Raw genomic sequence first — 17,686 nt, forward strand, 5'->3', positions numbered from 1 at the left:
AAATTACTAAATATTATTTCGTCCGGGCAAGCAATGTCCGCGAGTAAAATACGACTTTCGACAAATCCTAGTTTCACGTGAAACCACAGTAGCCAGACAATGAACGAAAAAGACTTCTCCCGGCAGAAAAAAATCGACGATTCAGCTGATTACGGTTCAGACAGCATAAAAATCCTGAAAGGCCTCGATGCGGTGCGCAAACGTCCCGGTATGTACATAGGCGATACCAGCGACGGTACAGGTTTGCACCATATGGTATTCGAGGTGGTGGATAACGCCATTGACGAAGCGCTGGCTGGTTACTGCAATGAAATCTCCGTCATTATCCACCCGGACAATTCAATAACGGTACAGGACAATGGCCGGGGCATTCCCACCGGTATCAAGTATGACGATGAAATGAAACGTTCCGCTGCGGAAATTGTCATGACCGAGCTTCATGCGGGCGGAAAATTCGATGACAATTCTTATAAAGTGTCAGGCGGTCTGCATGGTGTGGGCGTTTCCGTGGTCAATGCCTTATCGGAATGGCTGCGCCTGACTATCCGCCGCGATGGGTCGACCCATCAGATCGAGTTTCGCATGGGTGTTCCCGTTGCCCCGCTGGTGGTTACCGGTAAGACCGAGCGTCGCGGTACGGAAGTACATTTCCTGGCCAGCAAGGAAATTTTCGGTGACATCGAATATCATTACGACATATTCGCGAAGCGCTTGCGCGAACTTTCCTTCCTCAATAACGGCGTGAAAATTCATCTGGTTGATCAACGCAATGCCAAAGAAGAAAATTTTGCCTTCAGCGGGGGGGTGAAAAGCTTTGTCGAATATATCAATCGTACCAAATCAGTGCTTCATCCGAATATTTTTTACGCTAGCGGAGAGAAGGACAGCATCGTGGTGGAAGTTTCGATGCAGTGGAACGACAGTTATTCCGAACAGGTTTTATGCTTTACCAATAATATCCCGCAAAAGGATGGTGGAACTCATCTCACCGGTTTGCGCGCTGCGATGACGCGTACGCTCAATAATTATATTGAAAAAAATGAGCTGGCAAAAAAAGCCAAGATTGAAACGTCGGGAGACGATATGCGGGAAGGCTTATCCTGCATTTTATCGGTGAAATTATTCGAACCCAAGTTTTCCTCGCAAACCAAGGAAAAGCTCGTGTCCTCTGAAGTGCGTCCGGCCGTAGAGGAAATCGTGGCGTTAAAACTGGCGGAATTCCTGCTGGAACGCCCGCTCGACGCCAAAACCATCTGCGGCAAGATCATCGATGCGGCAAGGGCGCGTGAAGCCGCGCGAAAAGCACGCGAACTGACTCGGCGCAAGGGCGTGCTGGACGGCATGGGACTTCCTGGAAAACTTGCCGACTGCCAGGAAAAAGATCCTGCGCTATGTGAACTTTATCTGGTTGAGGGTGATTCAGCGGGCGGCTCCGCCAAGCAGGGACGTGATCGCAAATTTCAGGCGATTATGCCGTTGAAGGGAAAAATCCTGAATGTCGAAAAAGCCCGTTTTGATAAGCTCATTTCATCGCAGGAAATTATTTCCCTCATTACCGCGCTCGGGACCGGTATCGGTAAGGATGAATACAACCCTGACAAATTACGCTATCACCGTATCATCATCATGACGGATGCGGACGTGGACGGTTCGCACATCCGCACTTTGTTGCTCACGTTCTTTTACCGGCAGATGCCCGAGTTGATCGAACGCGGTCATATCTATATCGCGCAGCCGCCGCTCTATAAGGTCAAGCATGGCAAGCAGGAACGCTACGTCAAGGACGACCACGAACTTAAGCAATACCTGCTGGGGTTGGCGCTGACCGATGCGGAGCTGCATACCCATGAGGACAAGCCGCCGCTCACCGGGGAGACGCTGGAAAACATCGCCAATGAATACTTGCTGGCGGAAGCTGTCATTGAGCGCATGAGCCGTCTGATCGATAGCGAGGTGATGCATGCCTTGTTCCGCCATCCGGGCGTGGATTTGAGCAGTGAAGGCCATGCCGCCGAAAGCGCTGCCAAACTGGCGACACATGTAACCACGGTACAGATAACACCGGAGTATGACGTCGTCACAGAGGAACACCGGTTGAAGATATCCCGTATGCATCACGGAAATGCCCGTGCCAGTTACCTCGATCAGGATTTTCTGCAAAGTGGTGACTACGCGCAAATCAGGCAAACTGCTCAAGTACTTGAGGGTCTGATGGGGCCGACGGCGTACGTCCAGCGTGGCGAGCAGAAACATCCCGTCAGCGACTTCAAACAGGCACTCGACTGGTTGTTGCAGGAAGTAAAAAAAGGCATCGGTACTCAACGCTACAAAGGCCTGGGCGAAATGAATCCCTTGCAGTTATGGGAAACTACCATGGACCCCAAGAGCCGACGGCTACTACGTGCACAGATAGAAGACAGTATCGCCGCTGATGAAATCTTTACCACGTTGATGGGTGATGTGGTCGAGCCTCGTCGCGCGTTCATTGAGAACAATGCATTGGGGGTTAGAAATCTCGATGTATAGCCATTTGTAGGTTCGCAGAGATAATGAAAACTTTCGCACAATTGTGAAAAGTCGGTTGTGCGAAAGTTTGAGCTACTAGTCATATTAGGACACACACTAGTAAAAGACGGCACGACTTGTATCTCCCTCTATGTACATCGCAGCGCTCAAGTAGTTGAGATGGTTGTCCGAGGAGTCAACTACTAAGACAAAACATCGTTTAACGTGTTCTGATTCAAAAGCCTGCTGTGCAATATTCTGAGAGTGGGAACTATAGGGGTCGAGATCGTACTTGGACTTAACCTGGAATGCGAGAGCTTGATCGCTCCACTCAGGAGGTATGAGTACCATGGTGTCTTGATCGTACTTGAGCGGTTTCCCTGCCTTGACTCTTTGGGCAAAAGATCTGACATAGCGCTCGACCTTGGTCTGATCAATAGGTGCAATAGATAGCAATGCACAAGCTATTTCGGACCAGCCGGGGCGGGCTCGCTCTTCTAGTTGTTCGCATAAACTCTTGAACCACTGAGAAATGTTCGGCTTCGGTTTTTTGCTTGGGCGGGACTCATCTCTCAAAGAGTAAAAGCGATCAATCTTGGCTGAATAGCCTGAAATAATAATTGTTTTATCCTTATTTTGTATCGTGCCTAGATTCATGGCTGTGTCTAGGTACATGCCCAGCATGTCGAGTTCGTCCCCGATGGTGCGCAGTGACATCAATAGTTCAGCTCGACGGCGGAGGTAGTGAAGACGAAGATACGGAGTTTCCAGAAGATCTAGCATTACATCCAAGTCTGCGAGGGACATACATGGCGCTAACGGATACACATTCTTTAATACACCAGTGTCTGCCAACATGGAGGGGACACTTTGAATTGTGGCAAAGTCATGTAGCATCACTGAAAGACGCACCACACAAGTCACTCCATCCATTGGTAAAGGAAAGCCAAGAGTTGGAGTTTCATTGTTCTTTAGGCGAGCAATGTCTTTTTCCAAACGTTGCGCTAGACGTCCTGACTGATCGGATGGCTCCACAATGAGCTTTCTAATGTGTTCAATGAGTCGGCTGGGTGCACCGCGGAGCGCCGGCCAAGAAACGCGCCCTGACTTAGCTTCAACTAGGATTACTGTAGTATCGAAGCGAATAACTAGATCGCTCTCGAATTGCTGTGAGCCTTCTTTCCATTTGAAGCCTCGATGTTTGATACAGCTGGGAAATGCAGTTTCAAAGAGTCGCCCGACCTCGTCCTCGAGGAATATCGCTCGGACATTGCTAAGTTTCGTTTGAAGGCCATCAAACGGTATCAAAAGCTCGTCGGCGATGGGGAGCATGAAACTCAGGAGAGTTTGCGGCAGAGCGCACAAGTAGCAGTCTTTCTGCATATAGATGAGGGGGCGGAGCCAGACGGGGTTGTCCAAGAAGAAGTTTTCGGGATCTTCTTCTGCCAAATCGGAGAACGCCAGACTGATTCTATTCGTTAGGATATCAACTGCTTTTAGGTCCAACCCAAATTCCTCGGCAATCTCTTGGTTTGTTATGATTAATGCTGGACCTATAAAGCGGTCGGACCATGGCAGAAGCTCCCACTTTGCCTGCTCGTAGGTGATTCGAGGGCTAGCAAGCCGTGTGCGAAAGTCGTCAACAGCGCCCCTGAGTTCAAACGTGGCGAAGAATTTCTCGAGCATTGCCTCCTTGGTGCGTAGGCTCAATGCGCTATGTACTTTTTTCTGGTGCTCGTTAATTTTTCGCTCATGACGCCTGACCAGACCCTCAAAAATATCAACAATCTTCGACAGCTTCATGCCGGCTAAGCGCTCATAATCATCATCTACTCTTGAAAGCAGTTCGCGGGAGATACGAGTAACGTTTCCGAAATAACCCCAATTGCGAACCACCGCTGTGTGAGCGCGCATGAACTCCTGTACTGGGATGAAGCCAGCCCCATATTTGGATGAGTTTTCTGTTTCAGCTGCTACTGGAGAGCCGAGTCGCATTTGATGGTATGCGCTGAATAAATCCGGAAGCCAGTCAAAGAGCAACTGGATAGATGATGGTTCGGGGAACTCCTTACTTAGTTCGAGTTTCTTTCTGAGGCAAAGAGCTTGTAGAAACTCTATGTGTCCTTGCTGGACCTTTGGATTCCAAGAGGACGACTTAAGATTTCCTTGCTCATTGGACGCCCCCATAAGCCCATATGTTGCCATCAACGAGAGCGTATGTAAGGGATCAATACGCGCCACAAGTTCCGTAATTTGTGGAAGAAGAGTTTCGAACCTCTCATGCTCTCTCCTGCCGTGCTCGACAGCAATATGCTGACGAATCTCTAATGGAACGCCGTTAAGAGGATGGCCGGAAATAAATGGCCCGCGCTTTGAAGCAGATCGTTTTTTATGCGGCTTAGATTTCTTTTTCTTCATGTTTTTTTATCTCGCCTGCCTATGAGACGCTACTCCTAGCGTGGGAGTTTTCACTTATTATTGAGCAAGCTGCAGGATTTTTCATTTCTTTGAGACAATACTGAGAAAGCCATTTCATTACGTCAATACTCATAGATCCGATTTACACCGATAAAACGCTATCTAGGAAATCTTCTAGCACTGGTGGTACCTTCACTTCATTTCGAGATCAGTCCAATCTTCACTGACGACTGATGGTGCTGACACCCCGTCATTTGTATCGCGCTGCGAGCCCTGCTGATGATGGTAGAATGCACAATTTATTTACTACTATTCAGAGGATAAACCGCCATGTTGTCCCCGAGCCTGACCCTGGAAACTGTTGACCCCGAAGTATGGAAAGCGATCAAGGGCGAAGTACGACGCCAGGAAGAATATATCGAGTTGATTGCATCGGAAAATTACGCCAGCCCGGCGGTAATGCAGGCACAAGGGTCGGTACTTACCAACAAATACGCCGAGGGCTATCCTGGCAAGCGTTATTACGGCGGCTGCGAATATGTCGATATCGTGGAGCAGCTTGCGATCGATCGGTTGAAAGCGCTGTTTAATGCCGAGTATGTCAATGTCCAGCCGCATTCCGGCTCCCAGGCCAACGCCGCGGTATATCTGACCGCCCTGAAGCCTGGCGATACGCTTCTAGGCATGTCACTCGCCCATGGCGGCCATTTGACTCACGGGGCTTCGGTCAATCTCAGCGGAAAAATTTTCAACGCGGTTTCCTACGGGCTGAAATCGGAAACCGAGGAGCTTGATTACGATCAGGTGGCGCAACTGGCGCGCGAACATAAACCCAAAATGATCGTCGCCGGCGCTTCCGCTTACGCGCTGGTCATAGACTGGAAGCGTTTTCGCAAGATCGCCGATGAAGTGGGTGCCTATTTGTTCGTGGATATGGCCCATTATGCCGGCCTGGTGGCCGCTGGATTTTATCCCAATCCCGTCGGTATTGCCGATTTTGTCACAAGCACCACTCACAAGACGTTGCGCGGCCCGCGCGGCGGCATCATCATGGCCAAGCCAGAGCACGAGAAGGCGCTCAATTCGGCGATTTTTCCGCAAACTCAGGGCGGCCCGCTGATGCATGTCATCGCCGCCAAGGCGGTAGCTTTCAAAGAGGCTGCCACCAAAGAGTTCAGGGATTATCAGGAACAAGTGATCGATAATGCCCGCGTCATGGCCAAGGTATTGCAGGAACGCGGCCTGCGCATTGTCTCCGGGCGTACCGACTGCCATATGTTTCTGGTGGATCTTCGTGCCAAGGATCTTACCGGCAAGCAGGCCGCAGAGTCCCTGGAAATGGCGCACATAACCGTCAATAAGAACGCCATACCCAACGATCCGCAGAAGCCCTTCGTTACCAGTGGCATCCGTATCGGTTCCCCCGCAATAACCACGCGTGGCTTCAGGGAAATCGAGGCGGAGCAACTGGCGAATCTGATCGCCGATGTGCTGGATGCGCCTACCGACATGGCGGTGCTTTCGCGAGTGGCGCACCAGGCAAAGACGCTGTGCGCGAAATTCCCGGTTTATAACGGTTAGGATGAAATGTCCCTTCTGCAACGCAGATGATACGAGCGTGATCGATTCCCGCGTCAGCGAGGAAGGTAACAGAATACGCCGCCGCCGCCGTTGTCTCACATGCGACAAGCGTTTTACGACTTATGAAACAGTGGAATTACGTTTACCGCAGGTGGTAAAGCAGGACGGCAACCGCTCCGAGTTCAATCGCGATAAACTGCTTACAGGTTTTATGCGCGCGCTGCACAAGCGTCCGGTTCCTACCGAGTATGTGGATGCGGCGATGGATCGTATCGTGCAAAAACTTCTGAGCCTGGGCGAGCGCGAAATACCTTCGCGTAAGATCGGTGAAATGGTCATGCAGGAACTCTACAAACTGGACAAGGTTGCCTATATCCGCTTTGCTTCGGTTTATCGAAGTTTTCAGGATGCGGATGATTTCCATAGCGCGATCAAGGAAGCGCAGAGGCCGCAGCGAAAAAGAGAAATAAAAAAGCCTTGAATTGCAAACCTCGGCATCCTTTCATGTTTCCACCAGGCTAATGCAGCAAGCCATCTCCTCGCAAAAGACATTAAGAGTCCTGTGAACAAACAATCCAAACGTCATGCCAATGAAAACCGGCATCCAATGGCGTTTAAAACACGCTACTGCTGGTTTAAGCTGGATTCCGGATCAAGCCCGGAATGACGAAATTCATTGTGTTTTCTCACCGGATCATTGGCCACCTCGAGTTATGAGACCCCATATGTTCTCATCGGCCGATCACGCCTATATGTCCCAAGCGCTGCAACTTGCCGAAAAGGGACTATATGGCACAAGCCCCAATCCTCGCGTGGGGTGCGTGATAGTGCGCGATGGCCGTGTGGTGGGCAGTGGCTGGCATGAGCGTGCCGGCCAGCCTCACGCCGAGATAAACGCACTTAACGCCGCCGGAACAGCCGCGCGGGGCGCAACCGCTTATGTCACGCTGGAACCGTGCAGTCACCACGGGCGCACGCCCCCTTGCGCTGAAGCGCTCATCAAAGCGGGCATCGCGAAAGTGGTAACCGCCATGACTGACCCGAATCCCCTGGTAGCCGGTGGCGGCTGCGAGCTGCTGAAACAGGCCGGAATGGAAGTACAAACGGGCTTGATGGAAGCAGAAGCCAGGGCGCTCAATATCGGTTTTGTCGCGCGTCATACCCGCAAGCGCCCATGGGTCCGGGTGAAAATCGCGGCGAGTCTCGATGGCAAGACGGCGCTTAGTAACGGTAGCAGCCAGTGGATTACCGGCGAGGCGGCAAGACGCGATGGCCACCGGTTTCGTGCCCGCTCCTGCGCTGTCCTGACTGGCATTGGTACCATACTGGCGGATGATCCGCAGCTTACTGTACGCCACGTGGAAACATCCAGGCAGCCGTTGCGCGTGGTAGTGGATAGCCGCCTGGAAATTCCAGTAGACGCAAGGGTGTTACGTGGCGATGGCGAGTTGGTGTTCACCGCTACCGCCAGCGAGGGAAAAATTGAAGCATTACGTGATGTGGGTGCCCATTCCATCGTAATGCCGGATAAAAATGACAATGTCGATCTCGTTGGAATGATGCGGACACTTGCCGATTTCGAGATCAACGAAGTGATGGTTGAGGCGGGCAGCAAATTGAATGGTGCGCTCATTCACGCGGGCTTGGTGGATGAGCTGGTGATCTATCTCGCGCCGTATCTGATCGGTGACGTGGCGCGGGGCATGCTGAAATTGCCGGAATTAACGGATCTTGCGGACAAACACGCGCTCATGATTCACGATTTGCGCATGGTGGGACCGGATATTCGCGTCATCGCCCGTATCCCATAACCTGCCAACCTGTCCCACTTGTTCTTTTTCGCCCTGATTCTTTAAGTCCGGCAGGCTCCAGATCATATTTTCGCGGGATTCTTGGTAAGCTTGCGTTGCAGCGTACGGCGGTGCATATTGAGTGCTCTCGCCGTGACGGAAACATTCCCCTTGTTCTCGGTCAATACGCGCTGGATATACTCCCATTCAAGCCGGTTTACCGACAAAGGATGCGCGCTGATCGGAACATCCACATCACCCGAGGTGCGTTCAAACGCAAGCATGATTTCATCGACGTCGACAGGTTTCGCGAGATAGTGCGTGGCGCCGAGTTTGATCGCTTCTACCGCTGTGGCGATACTGGCATAACCTGTCAACATGACAATGCGGGTTCCGGGATCAAGCGTTTTCAATTTTTCAACCAGGGTGAGACCGGAGGTGCCCGGCAGCCTGAGGTCGATAATCGCATATTCAGGTGTGCAAGCCTCGGCGCATTCCAGCGCCTGTTCGACCGTGTGCGCACAGGTTACGTCAAACCCGCGTTTTGTCATGGCACCAGCGAGCACGCCACAAAAAGTCGCGTCGTCGTCGACAATCAGTAAAGTCGGATGATCATCGACTTCCATTGCCGGGAGTGTTGTCATATTTGTCATGTCGATTGCCGTATCAGAGGTAAAATAACTTTGGTACAGGCGCCGCCTTCCCGATTGGTCAAACGAACGCTGCCCCCAAAGCGCTCAATATTCGCGTTTGCCAGGAATAAGCCAATCCCGAAACCTTGCCCTGGTGCCTTGCTGGTAAAGAAAGCCTCGCCCGCCCGCTGAGCGGCTTCGCCGGTAAGCCCCTCGCCGTAATCAAGGATTTCGAGTTGCAATTCATGATCATTCCAGTTGGCTTCTATTTCGATATGTTTTAATGACGCGTCAGCCGCGTTATTCAATAAATTTAAAATGGACTGACTCAATAATTGGGTATTCAGGATTTGCGGGGCAGGCTGCACCCCTTTCCCGTGATAAGTAAATTTTACCGAGGGCCGCATTAATTGCCATTTGTCCAATACCTGACGCAGAAAATAATCGGCAGCTTGCCCGCTGCCATCTTCGGCACGTGCCTGTCCGGCATCGGCCAGTAATTGCGTCAGCGTATGCTTGCAATGCGTGATCTGGTCACGCAATATTCTGATGCTATTCTGAAACTCACTATTGTCCGTATAGTCATTTTGCAGTTCTCCCGTTACGATCGCCATTGTCGCCAGGGGTGTCCCGAGTTCATGCGCCGCGCCTGCGGCCAGCGTTCCCAGCGCAATAATCTGCTCGTTGCGTAATGCCTGTTCCCGCGCCAATGCCAGATCCTTGTCGCGTTCGCGGATCGATATGCCCATCTTGACAACGAACCAGGCGATTAAGACAGTGCTGAGCACGAAGGCCAGCCACATGCCGGAAACATGCAGGTTAAACTCACTGATGTGCTCTTCATGATCATGCGGTAACGGCACATAATAAAACAACAGCAGCGTGTAACAGCTTATCGTGATCGCTGCCATTAACCATGTATAGGCCCAGGGCAACGCCGCGGCGGCAATCGTGAGCGGTAGCAAATAAAGAGAAATAAAAGGGTTGGTGGAACCGCCGCTGAAATACAGCAATGCGCTTAATGCAAAAACATCAATTAAAAGTTGAGCAAAAAATTCGATGCTTGACACTGGCCAGTTACGGCGAAGGCGTAGCCACGTTGCCAGATTCAGCACAGCGAGCAGCGCCGTCACCGCGACCATTTCCGTCCACTGCAATTGCATTTCAAGCACCCAGTAAGCCAGGGCGAAGGTCATGCATTGAGCGGCAATCACAATATTCCGGAGCAGAAACAAGCGTTGTAAATTCTTGCTCAGCGGCGACTGACTGAGATCACTGAACATTTTCGTTGCTCATTCGTGCCTTATTTCCTTACAAGTCGTCGAGCAGCCTTGAACATTAGCGTATATTGCAACTCACGACTATGCGGCAAATTGCCGCATGTCCTCAATACGCGCATACAATAAGTGTTTATTGTATTGGAAAGTGGGAGCAGTTTGATGTTTACAGGAATCGTCCAGGCGGTCGGTGAGCTAAAGCACGTTGCATCTCAGGAGGGCGGGCTGCGCTTGAATATCGCGCCCGGCATGCTGGATTTACGCGACGTTAATACGGGGGACAGCATCGCAATAAATGGAGTGTGCCTCACCGTCACCACTCTGGTGGATGGTATGTTTTCCGTGGATGTCTCGCGAGAAACCTTGAGTTGTACCGAAGGCCTGGATAAGCGGGGCGGCAGGGTCAATCTCGAAAAAGCCATGCGCCTGTCGGACAGGCTGGGCGGTCATCTGGTGAGTGGTCACGTGGATGGCATCGGCGCAGTGGTAACGTTCAAGCCTGATGGGGAAAGCTATCTGCTGGCGATCAAGGCGCCGGTTTCATTATTAAGATATATTGCTAAAAAGGGTTCAATTACGGTGAATGGCGTAAGCTTGACGGTAAATGCGATAACGGGAGATGAGTTTGAGGTTAATCTCATCCCGCATACGCTGGCCGTCACGACGCTGAGCGCGCTGGAAGTCGGTGCAAAGGTGAATCTGGAAGTGGATATGCTGGCGCGGTATGTGGAGCGATTGATGGGCGATCGCTTGAATCCCCAATCCGCTGGTTGACCCATTTTTCAGTTATTTTTCAGCCGGACGTTATGTTTCACAGAGCCTTTTGCGCGCTTTCATCCCCGCTTTGTTTGATGAGTGTGCTACAACTCCGGATTCAGGATAATAGGTAAAATTTAACATGATCATCAGTTCAACCCAGGAAATAATTGCCGAAATCAAGAACGGCAAAATGGTCATCCTCGTGGATGAGGAAAACCGGGAAAATGAAGGCGATCTGGTTCTGGCGGCGGATTTCGTCACGCCGGCTGCGATCAATTTCATGGCTACGCATGGACGCGGGCTGATTTGCCTGACGCTGACCGAAGAGCGTTGCAGGCAGCTTAACCTGCCGCTGATGGTGTCCACCAATCGTTCGCCGTTGGGCACCAATTTTACAGTTTCCATCGAAGCGGCGAGCGGAGTCACGACCGGTATCTCCGCCGCCGACCGCGCCCGTACCGTTCAGGCGGCGGTAAATCGGGACACCAGGCCAGAAGACATCGTCCAGCCTGGGCACATCTTCCCGCTGATGGCGCAAAATGGGGGTGTGCTGGTACGCGCGGGCCATACCGAGGCCGGCTGTGATTTAGCGAACCTGGCGGGATTAACTCCCGCATCCGTAATTTGCGAAATCCTGACCGAGGACGGCAGCATGGCGCGGCTGCCGGATTTGATCGAATTTGCCGCAAAGCATCAACTTAAAATTGGCGCGATTGCGGATCTGATTCATTATCGCAGTCGCACCGAAAGCCTGGTGAGACGCATGGCTGAGCGTTCTATCCAGACAATTCATGGCGAGTTCCGGCTCGTGGCTTACCTCGATAAGACGGTTAACGCCACGCATCTGGCGCTGGTGAAGGGAAAAATCGATCCTGGCACCGAAACCCTCGTGCGCGTGCATGAACCCCTTTCGGTCATTGATCTGCTTGACATAAATGATGACACCCATTCTTGGAATGTGAATGACACCCTCCGTATAATCGCGGGAGCGGCGTGCGGCGTGATAGTGCTGCTCCACCGCAGGGAAAGCCCAGCGGAGTTGATGGAGCGCGTCATGCCGGCGAAATCCAGGCCCCCGGTTATCGCCAGGGCGGATTTGCGCGATTACGGTATTGGCGCGCAGATACTGAGAGATCTCAATGTAGGCAAGATGCGGCTGTTGGCAATTCCCCGTAAAATGCCGAGCATGGCGGGTTTCGGTCTGGAAGTAACGGGATATCTGGAACCGGAAGACAAAAACCAGAAACAACGGCTTTCCTGAATCCTTTGTTTGCGATTCAATTTTGTAACAGGAGTACACATGGCACGTTATGACAACATTCTTGAAGTTGAACCCGATCTTGACGGTGCGGAGCTACGTATCGGCATTGTTATGAGCCGCTTTAACGCAAATGTGAGCGAGGGGTTGCTGGGAGCTTGCACCGCGGAACTGGTGAAAAGGGGCGTGCAGGAGTCAGGCATGTTGCTGGTAACGGTTCCGGGTGCACTGGAAATTCCCCTCGCGTTGCAAAGAATGGCTTTAACCGACCAGTTTGACGCACTGGTGGCATTAGGCGCGGTGATACGCGGAGACACCTATCATTTCGAGGTCGTAGCCAATCAATCTGCCAGTGGTGTGGCTGCCGTGCAGCTTGATACCGGCATCCCTGTCGCCAACGGCATACTTACCGCCGATACCGACGATCAGGCATTGGCGCGCATGAGCCAGAAAGGTACCGAAGTTGCGCAAGTAGCGTTGGAGATGGCCAATCTGCTAAGAGAGCTCGACGAAGTGACCCAATGAAATCGACCCAATGACGCAGACTAAACCGGCAAATAAATCATCCACCCCGTCATTAAAACAGTCAACAGGCCATCCGGCGGGCAAACCGGGCCGTAAAACCCGGCGGCGCCGATCCCGCGAACTGGCTTTGCAGGGGCTTTATCAATGGCGGGTGGCGGGTGGAACCGTTGAGGCCATCGAAGCGCAGCTCCGTGAAACCAACGAATTTCCCAGGACAGATGAAGAGTATCTTTCCGTTCTGTTGCGAGGCGTGCTGGCGAATGTCTCCGAACTGGAGAAGGAAATTCAGCCTCATCTCGACCGGCCGTTGAAGGAGCTCAGTCCCGTGGAGGTTGCCATTCTGCTGTTGAGCACCCACGAGCTTGCCAGCCACCTGGAGATGCCTTATCGAGCAGTCATCAACGAGGCCGTGGAATTAGCCAAAACCTATGGCGGTACCGATGGACATAAATACGTGAACGGCGTGCTGGATAAATTGGCGGCGAAGCTGCGAACGGTTGAGATCAATGCGAAAATGTAATCCTAAATCCGGCAGTTGACTGCTCATTTTTCAGTCGAGGCTATGATCCGCAAAAACCGCGTACTCCACCCTGCCCGGCTACCGGATTCAGGTTGATCATCCGCGTAGTATCCATGCTCTCCGAATTCGACATTATCGATCGCTATTTTACCCATCCGAGCCCCGGCGCAGTATTGGGGGTGGGGGATGACGCGGCGCTGATCAAGCCCGCAAGGGGAATGGAACTGGCAGTTTCCACCGACATGCTGGTAGCTGGCCAGCATTTTTTCGCCGATGCCGATCCACGCAAGCTGGGTCACAAATCCCTCGCAGTGAATCTTTCCGATATGGCCGCAATGGGAGCAAGGCCACGGTGGGCCATACTCTCGCTGGCCCTGCCGGAACTTATGGTGCGTACGGATGAAAAATGGCTGGAAGCATTTGCTGATGGTTTTTTTGGGCTTGCTCAAGCGCATCAGGTGGATCTTGTCGGTGGAGACACAACGCGTGGTCCGCTCGCTATCAGCGTAACGATCATAGGTGAAGTAGCAACAGGAAAAGCGTTGCGCCGTAGCGGTGCCAGGCCGGGTGATGATATCTGGATATCCGGCCAGCTAGGCGATGCCGCCCTGGCGCTTGCTCACGTGCAGCGGCGTATCGTGCTTGAACCTGGCGAAATCGCGGGATGCCTGTCCGCGCTGCATACCCCGACGGCACGGGTTGAATTAGGGCAGCGGTTGATCGGCCTTGCCGATAGCGCCATCGATATTTCCGATGGGCTGCTGGCGGATCTGGGGCACATCCTGAAAAGTTCTAAAGTTGCCGCTGTCATTAATATAAGTGAAATAAATTGCTCTGCGGCAATGAAGCAATATCTTCCCCAGGCGCTGGCGCTGGAATGCCTGCTGGCCGGCGGAGACGACTATGAGCTTTGTTTTACCGCGCCCAGGTCCAAGCGAAAAAAAATTGAAACACTCTCTCTTGAACAGCAGATTCCGCTGACTCGCATTGGCGGAATCTGCGAAGGAGAAGGTCTGGTCGTGCTGGATGCTACTGGCAATACCGTCACGCTGGAGACGAAGGGATATGACCACTTCCACGTCTGATCACTTCATTCCCGATAAAGCGTTTGTACGGCGTCATGTTGCGCACTTTATCGCATTCGGTGGCGGCGCAGGTTTGAGTCCGGCTGCACCCGGCACCGCAGGGACGCTTGCCGCCTTCCCGTTATTCTGGGTGCTTGATTACTTCCTTGATCCTGTCAAACTTCTGTTGCTGATTGCCGGGCTGTTCCTGATCGGCATCTGGGCTTGCAATGTTACCGGCAAAGCGCTTGGTGATCATGATCATGGCGGCATGGTCTGGGATGAGATCGTGGCTTTTCTGCTGGTGCTGGTGTTCACGCCCCATAGCTTGATATGGCAGGCATTTGCGTTTCTGCTGTTTCGCCTGTTCGATATTATCAAACCGCCGCCAATCCGATATTACGACAACAAATTGCGTGGCGGCTTCGGTGTAATGTTTGATGACCTGCTGGCTGCGTTTTTCACGCTTTTGTGTCTGGCGGCGTGGAAAGCATTTGTAATATAGTACGGCGTAATAATTTCAGAATGGGCAAAATTATGGATGATCCGGCACTTGAAGATCTTGCCAGGCAAGTTGGACTGGCGCTCGCCGGGCAGGGATTGATGCTTGCCAGCGCCGAATCCTGCACAGGCGGCTGGCTGGGGCAAACCATCACGTCAATCGCCGGAAGTTCTGCCTGGTACGAACGCGGCTTTATCACATACGCGGATATCTCAAAGCGGGAAATGCTTGGCGTGAGGAGCAAGACGCTCGAACAAAATGGTGCGGTTTCCAGGGAGGTTGCATATGAAATGGCCGAAGGGGCCATTACGCGCAGCCATTCGCAGGTTGCGGTTTCCATTACCGGCATTGCCGGTCCGGACGGCGGCACAGCGGAAAAACCCGTCGGGATGGTATGTTTCGCCTGGCTAATGAAAGATGGTCTTGCCCTTACCGAAACCCGCTATTTTAGTGGTAGCCGCGAGGCAATAAGGCGGCAAGCGGTGGCGGGAGCACTACAAGGAGTAATAGATCTGCTGCAAGGTATCCCACCTGTGACCGCTTGAGGACATGTTATCGCTCAGTGGGATTCCTGGGCCTCCCTGTGCGCGCTAGTACTAGACATGATGCGATCACTGTAAGCGATTGCAATAGCCGAAAGCAGGAAAACGACATGGATTCCGGTTTGGGCGAGGATGGTTTTTTCGTCATATGCGTTGGCATTGATAAAGGTCTTGAGCAAGTGGATAGACGAAATGCCAATAATGGCGGTGGCGAGTTTGACCTTTAGCACCGATGCATTGACATGTGACAGCCATTCCGGCTGATCGGGATGGCCCTCCAGATTCATACGCGACACGAACGTTTCATAGCCGCCGATAATTACCATAATGAGTAGATTAGAAATCATCACCACGTCTATCAAACCCAGCACGACCAGCATAATGGTGGTTTCACTGATCTTGGTGGGCCTGGGCGCGCCTTCAATAGCCACTGCGTCCAGAATATGCTGTAGCGACGCCGCGTTACCCATGACGGCGCCAATCAGATCGGTCAATTCAACCCAGAAATGGTACACGTATACGCATTGGGCAAGAATCAGTCCAAGGTACAGCGGTAATTGCAGCCAGCGTGTGGCGAAGATGAAATATGCCAGCGGCTGGATCGGTTTCCTCGCGGGATAATTGGCGGCCTCTTTGTTAATTTCGTTGATTTCCATATGGTTCCGCGGTTTCCGGTAAATAATCCGGCATTTTACACTTTTTTATTGCGCGCGATTATCGTTGCTGACGCACATAAGTTGAGTCAATGCGCTACGATGAGTATTCAAATTGACGGGTTAATATGGCTGTGAGTCCGAATAACCGGCAAAAAAAACAGGATATCCTGCCAGTGAAGATTGGAGGTTTGGGACTGGCCTTGCTTTCGTCATTCGCCGCCGCCGATATTTCCCATGTACCCAATATCCCATTGACCCCTGAACGTATTGTTATGCGGGTGTCGCCTTCCGTGGTGGAAGTAGACGTGGTGGATCCCCATGGTAAATCCATTCATCAGGGCAGCGGCGTAGTGGTTGGCACGAATCAGGTGGTGACCGACTGCCACGTAGTCAAGGAACTCGCCAAGGAAGGAAAAAGTACCCTGGTGCGAAAATCAGGCAGCACTTTCAAAGCCACGCTGCACTACGCTGACCCGGATCGTGATCTTTGCCAGCTGAATGTACCCCATTTGAGAGGCACACCCATTACTCTGGGTTCAGCCGGAAAAATCAGAGCCGGCCAGCGCGTCCATGCCATCAGTGTATCCGGTGGGCATGGGCTGGTGCTGCGCGAAGGCGTTGTATCCAACACACGGCCGCATGGGGGGTCACAATATATGCATGTCTCCGTCGCTGTCTCTTCAGGCTCCAGCGGTGGAGCGCTGGTCGATGACCAGGGGCGGCTGATAGGACTTCTTTCGCTCCAGTCTTTAGAACGTCAAAACTTTACATTTGCGCTACCGGTGGAGTGGGTTGGTGAATTATCGAAACGGGCACAACCTGTTCAAACGATAACAACCATAACTGGCTTGGCTTGGCTTAACCGTGCCATGGTGCTGGAGAAGAAAGCCGACTGGCAGACGCTGTTAAGATTCGCTCAGCAGGAAGTCAAGCGCGATCCGGCAAACGCGGCAGCATGGTATAGCGTGGGGACGGCATCCGCCCATCTTAAACAATACACCCAGGCGGTTCAAGCCTATCGCGAGGCGATACGCAACCAGGCCGAGTATGACGAGGCATGGCATAAACTTGGTATTGCCTATGCCAGCCTCAAAGAATACGATCATGCCATTCATGCCTATCGGGACGCTCTGCGCATACAGCCGGAGAATGCAGAGGCCTGGTACGACCTGGGCAATACTCACTATGAACTCAAGCATTACGCCCACGCCATTCATGCTTATCGGGAGGCGCTGCGCATACAGCCGGAGAATTCCGGTGCCTGGTTCAATCTGGGCAGTACCTATGACAATCTGAATCTGCATGGAGAGGCGGCTCTGGCCTATCAGGAAACAGTGCGTATACAGCCGGAGAATGCGGATGCCTGGTATAACCTGGGTGTGAACTACGCACTACTGGGCGAACGCGGCAAGATGAGGGGAATTTATCACGCCCTGCGCAAGCTTGATCCAGCCAGGGCGGAGCGTTATTTCAACACTTATATTTTGCCTTAGATACACAGGGAATAAATGGCCTCGATTAATTCGCCTTGTCTTCCTGATATTTCCTGATGCATCCGCTCACGGTTCAATCGCCTTTCAACAAGATGCCCCATTGGGTAGAAATGGGAAATCACGTTCCCGTGAACCATTGCGAACACATTGTCATTCTCCCTTGT

General features: G+C 52.3%; 16 protein-coding genes. 12 read left to right on the forward strand and 4 right to left on the reverse strand.

The features are described from left to right. Positions 1–99: 99 nt before the first annotated feature. A complete protein-coding gene (gene gyrB / locus BLO43_RS09675) occupies positions 100–2,526 on the forward strand; it encodes a DNA topoisomerase (ATP-hydrolyzing) subunit B (RefSeq protein ID WP_090906898.1) in 2,427 nt (808 codons plus the stop codon). Between the two features lie 96 nt (positions 2,527–2,622). On the opposite strand, the gene BLO43_RS09680 is transcribed toward gyrB, so the two are convergent. After that, positions 2,623–4,923 (reverse strand): hypothetical protein, encoded by a 2,301-nt coding sequence (locus BLO43_RS09680; protein ID WP_090906899.1) that lies wholly within the window; start codon positions 4,921–4,923, stop codon positions 2,623–2,625. Between the two features lie 330 nt (positions 4,924–5,253). Between BLO43_RS09680 and glyA the strand changes: the two genes are divergently transcribed. The 3 genes from glyA (at position 5,254) to ribD (ending at position 8,315) form a co-directional block, all read left to right on the forward strand. Next, entirely contained in the window at positions 5,254–6,504 is a 1,251-nt protein-coding gene (gene glyA / locus BLO43_RS09685) for a serine hydroxymethyltransferase (protein ID WP_090906900.1), read from the forward strand. 1 nt (position 6,505) lies between these two features. Then, positions 6,506–6,985 carry a transcriptional regulator NrdR gene (gene nrdR / locus BLO43_RS09690; protein WP_090906901.1) on the forward strand — a complete coding sequence of 160 codons (480 nt, stop codon included), beginning with the start codon at positions 6,506–6,508 and terminating at the stop codon, positions 6,983–6,985. A gap of 244 nt (positions 6,986–7,229) precedes the next feature. After that, the gene (gene ribD, locus BLO43_RS09695; RefSeq protein WP_090906902.1) at positions 7,230–8,315 is read left to right on the forward strand and encodes a bifunctional diaminohydroxyphosphoribosylaminopyrimidine deaminase/5-amino-6-(5-phosphoribosylamino)uracil reductase RibD; all 1,086 of its coding nucleotides are present in this window, start codon (positions 7,230–7,232) and stop codon (positions 8,313–8,315) included. A gap of 62 nt (positions 8,316–8,377) precedes the next feature. Here ribD and BLO43_RS09700 read toward each other — a convergent pair whose 3' ends face one another. Together BLO43_RS09700 and BLO43_RS09705 are read right to left on the reverse strand one after the other, a co-directional pair. Then, positions 8,378–8,947 carry a response regulator transcription factor gene (locus BLO43_RS09700; RefSeq protein ID WP_090906903.1) on the reverse strand — a complete coding sequence of 190 codons (570 nt, stop codon included), beginning with the start codon at positions 8,945–8,947 and terminating at the stop codon, positions 8,378–8,380. Continuing rightward, a complete protein-coding gene (locus BLO43_RS09705) occupies positions 8,944–10,209 on the reverse strand; it encodes an ATP-binding protein (RefSeq protein ID WP_090906904.1) in 1,266 nt (421 codons plus the stop codon). The genes BLO43_RS09700 and BLO43_RS09705 overlap by 4 nt, the downstream gene beginning before the upstream one ends. Positions 10,210–10,365: 156 nt before the next feature. Here BLO43_RS09705 and BLO43_RS09710 point away from each other — a divergent pair, with 156 nt between their 5' ends. The 7 genes from BLO43_RS09710 (at position 10,366) to BLO43_RS09740 (ending at position 15,376) form a co-directional block, all read left to right on the forward strand. Then, entirely contained in the window at positions 10,366–10,977 is a 612-nt protein-coding gene (locus BLO43_RS09710; protein WP_090906905.1) for a riboflavin synthase, read from the forward strand. A gap of 124 nt (positions 10,978–11,101) precedes the next feature. Beyond that, positions 11,102–12,223, forward strand: coding sequence for a bifunctional 3,4-dihydroxy-2-butanone-4-phosphate synthase/GTP cyclohydrolase II (gene ribBA, locus BLO43_RS09715; protein WP_090906906.1), 1,122 nt, complete (start codon positions 11,102–11,104; stop codon positions 12,221–12,223). A 39-nt stretch (positions 12,224–12,262) separates the two neighbouring features. Then, complete coding sequence (gene ribH / locus BLO43_RS09720; protein WP_090906907.1) at positions 12,263–12,745, forward strand: 6,7-dimethyl-8-ribityllumazine synthase; 483 nt, start codon at positions 12,263–12,265, stop codon at positions 12,743–12,745. A 10-nt stretch (positions 12,746–12,755) separates the two neighbouring features. Further along, positions 12,756–13,265: a transcription antitermination factor NusB gene (nusB, locus tag BLO43_RS09725; protein WP_090906908.1), complete on the forward strand. Its 510-nt coding sequence runs from the start codon at positions 12,756–12,758 to the stop codon at positions 13,263–13,265. Positions 13,266–13,378: 113 nt separating this feature from the next. Continuing rightward, positions 13,379–14,350, forward strand: coding sequence for a thiamine-phosphate kinase (gene thiL / locus BLO43_RS09730; protein WP_090907009.1), 972 nt, complete (start codon positions 13,379–13,381; stop codon positions 14,348–14,350). Continuing rightward, positions 14,331–14,834 (forward strand): phosphatidylglycerophosphatase A family protein, encoded by a 504-nt coding sequence (locus BLO43_RS09735; RefSeq protein ID WP_090906909.1) that lies wholly within the window; start codon positions 14,331–14,333, stop codon positions 14,832–14,834. The genes thiL and BLO43_RS09735 overlap by 20 nt, the downstream gene beginning before the upstream one ends. 20 nt (positions 14,835–14,854) lie before the next feature. Then, a complete protein-coding gene (locus BLO43_RS09740; RefSeq protein WP_254773416.1) occupies positions 14,855–15,376 on the forward strand; it encodes a CinA family protein in 522 nt (173 codons plus the stop codon). 14 nt (positions 15,377–15,390) lie between these two features. On the opposite strand, the gene BLO43_RS09745 is transcribed toward BLO43_RS09740, so the two are convergent. Further along, positions 15,391–16,029 (reverse strand): TIGR00645 family protein, encoded by a 639-nt coding sequence (locus BLO43_RS09745; RefSeq protein WP_090906910.1) that lies wholly within the window; start codon positions 16,027–16,029, stop codon positions 15,391–15,393. Positions 16,030–16,202: 173 nt separating this feature from the next. On the opposite strand from BLO43_RS09745, the gene BLO43_RS09750 reads away from it, so the two are divergent. After that, on the forward strand, positions 16,203–17,522 hold the full coding sequence (locus BLO43_RS09750; protein ID WP_175443924.1) for a tetratricopeptide repeat-containing S1 family peptidase: 1,320 nt from the start codon (positions 16,203–16,205) through the stop codon (positions 17,520–17,522). Positions 17,523–17,686: the final 164 nt, after the last annotated feature.

The organism is Nitrosospira sp. Nsp13, assembly GCF_900101945.1.
GTDB lineage: Bacteria > Pseudomonadota > Gammaproteobacteria > Burkholderiales > Nitrosomonadaceae > Nitrosospira > Nitrosospira multiformis_D.

Excerpts from the sequence above, each read along its gene's own strand:
- gyrB (WP_090906898.1), top strand. The coding sequence starts at position 100 with ATGAACGAAAAAGACTTCTCCCGGCAGAAAAAAATCGACGATTCAGCT.
- BLO43_RS09680 (WP_090906899.1), bottom strand. The coding sequence starts at position 4,923 with ATGAAGAAAAAGAAATCTAAGCCGCATAAAAAACGATCTGCTTCAAAG.
- glyA (WP_090906900.1), top strand. The coding sequence starts at position 5,254 with ATGTTGTCCCCGAGCCTGACCCTGGAAACTGTTGACCCCGAAGTATGG.
- nrdR (WP_090906901.1), top strand. The coding sequence starts at position 6,506 with ATGAAATGTCCCTTCTGCAACGCAGATGATACGAGCGTGATCGATTCC.
- ribD (WP_090906902.1), top strand. The coding sequence starts at position 7,230 with ATGTTCTCATCGGCCGATCACGCCTATATGTCCCAAGCGCTGCAACTT.
- BLO43_RS09700 (WP_090906903.1), bottom strand. The coding sequence starts at position 8,947 with ATGACAAATATGACAACACTCCCGGCAATGGAAGTCGATGATCATCCG.
- BLO43_RS09705 (WP_090906904.1), bottom strand. The coding sequence starts at position 10,209 with ATGTTCAGTGATCTCAGTCAGTCGCCGCTGAGCAAGAATTTACAACGC.
- BLO43_RS09710 (WP_090906905.1), top strand. The coding sequence starts at position 10,366 with ATGTTTACAGGAATCGTCCAGGCGGTCGGTGAGCTAAAGCACGTTGCA.
- ribBA (WP_090906906.1), top strand. The coding sequence starts at position 11,102 with ATGATCATCAGTTCAACCCAGGAAATAATTGCCGAAATCAAGAACGGC.
- ribH (WP_090906907.1), top strand. The coding sequence starts at position 12,263 with ATGGCACGTTATGACAACATTCTTGAAGTTGAACCCGATCTTGACGGT.
- nusB (WP_090906908.1), top strand. The coding sequence starts at position 12,756 with ATGACGCAGACTAAACCGGCAAATAAATCATCCACCCCGTCATTAAAA.
- thiL (WP_090907009.1), top strand. The coding sequence starts at position 13,379 with ATGCTCTCCGAATTCGACATTATCGATCGCTATTTTACCCATCCGAGC.
- BLO43_RS09735 (WP_090906909.1), top strand. The coding sequence starts at position 14,331 with ATGACCACTTCCACGTCTGATCACTTCATTCCCGATAAAGCGTTTGTA.
- BLO43_RS09740 (WP_254773416.1), top strand. The coding sequence starts at position 14,855 with ATGGGCAAAATTATGGATGATCCGGCACTTGAAGATCTTGCCAGGCAA.
- BLO43_RS09745 (WP_090906910.1), bottom strand. The coding sequence starts at position 16,029 with ATGGAAATCAACGAAATTAACAAAGAGGCCGCCAATTATCCCGCGAGG.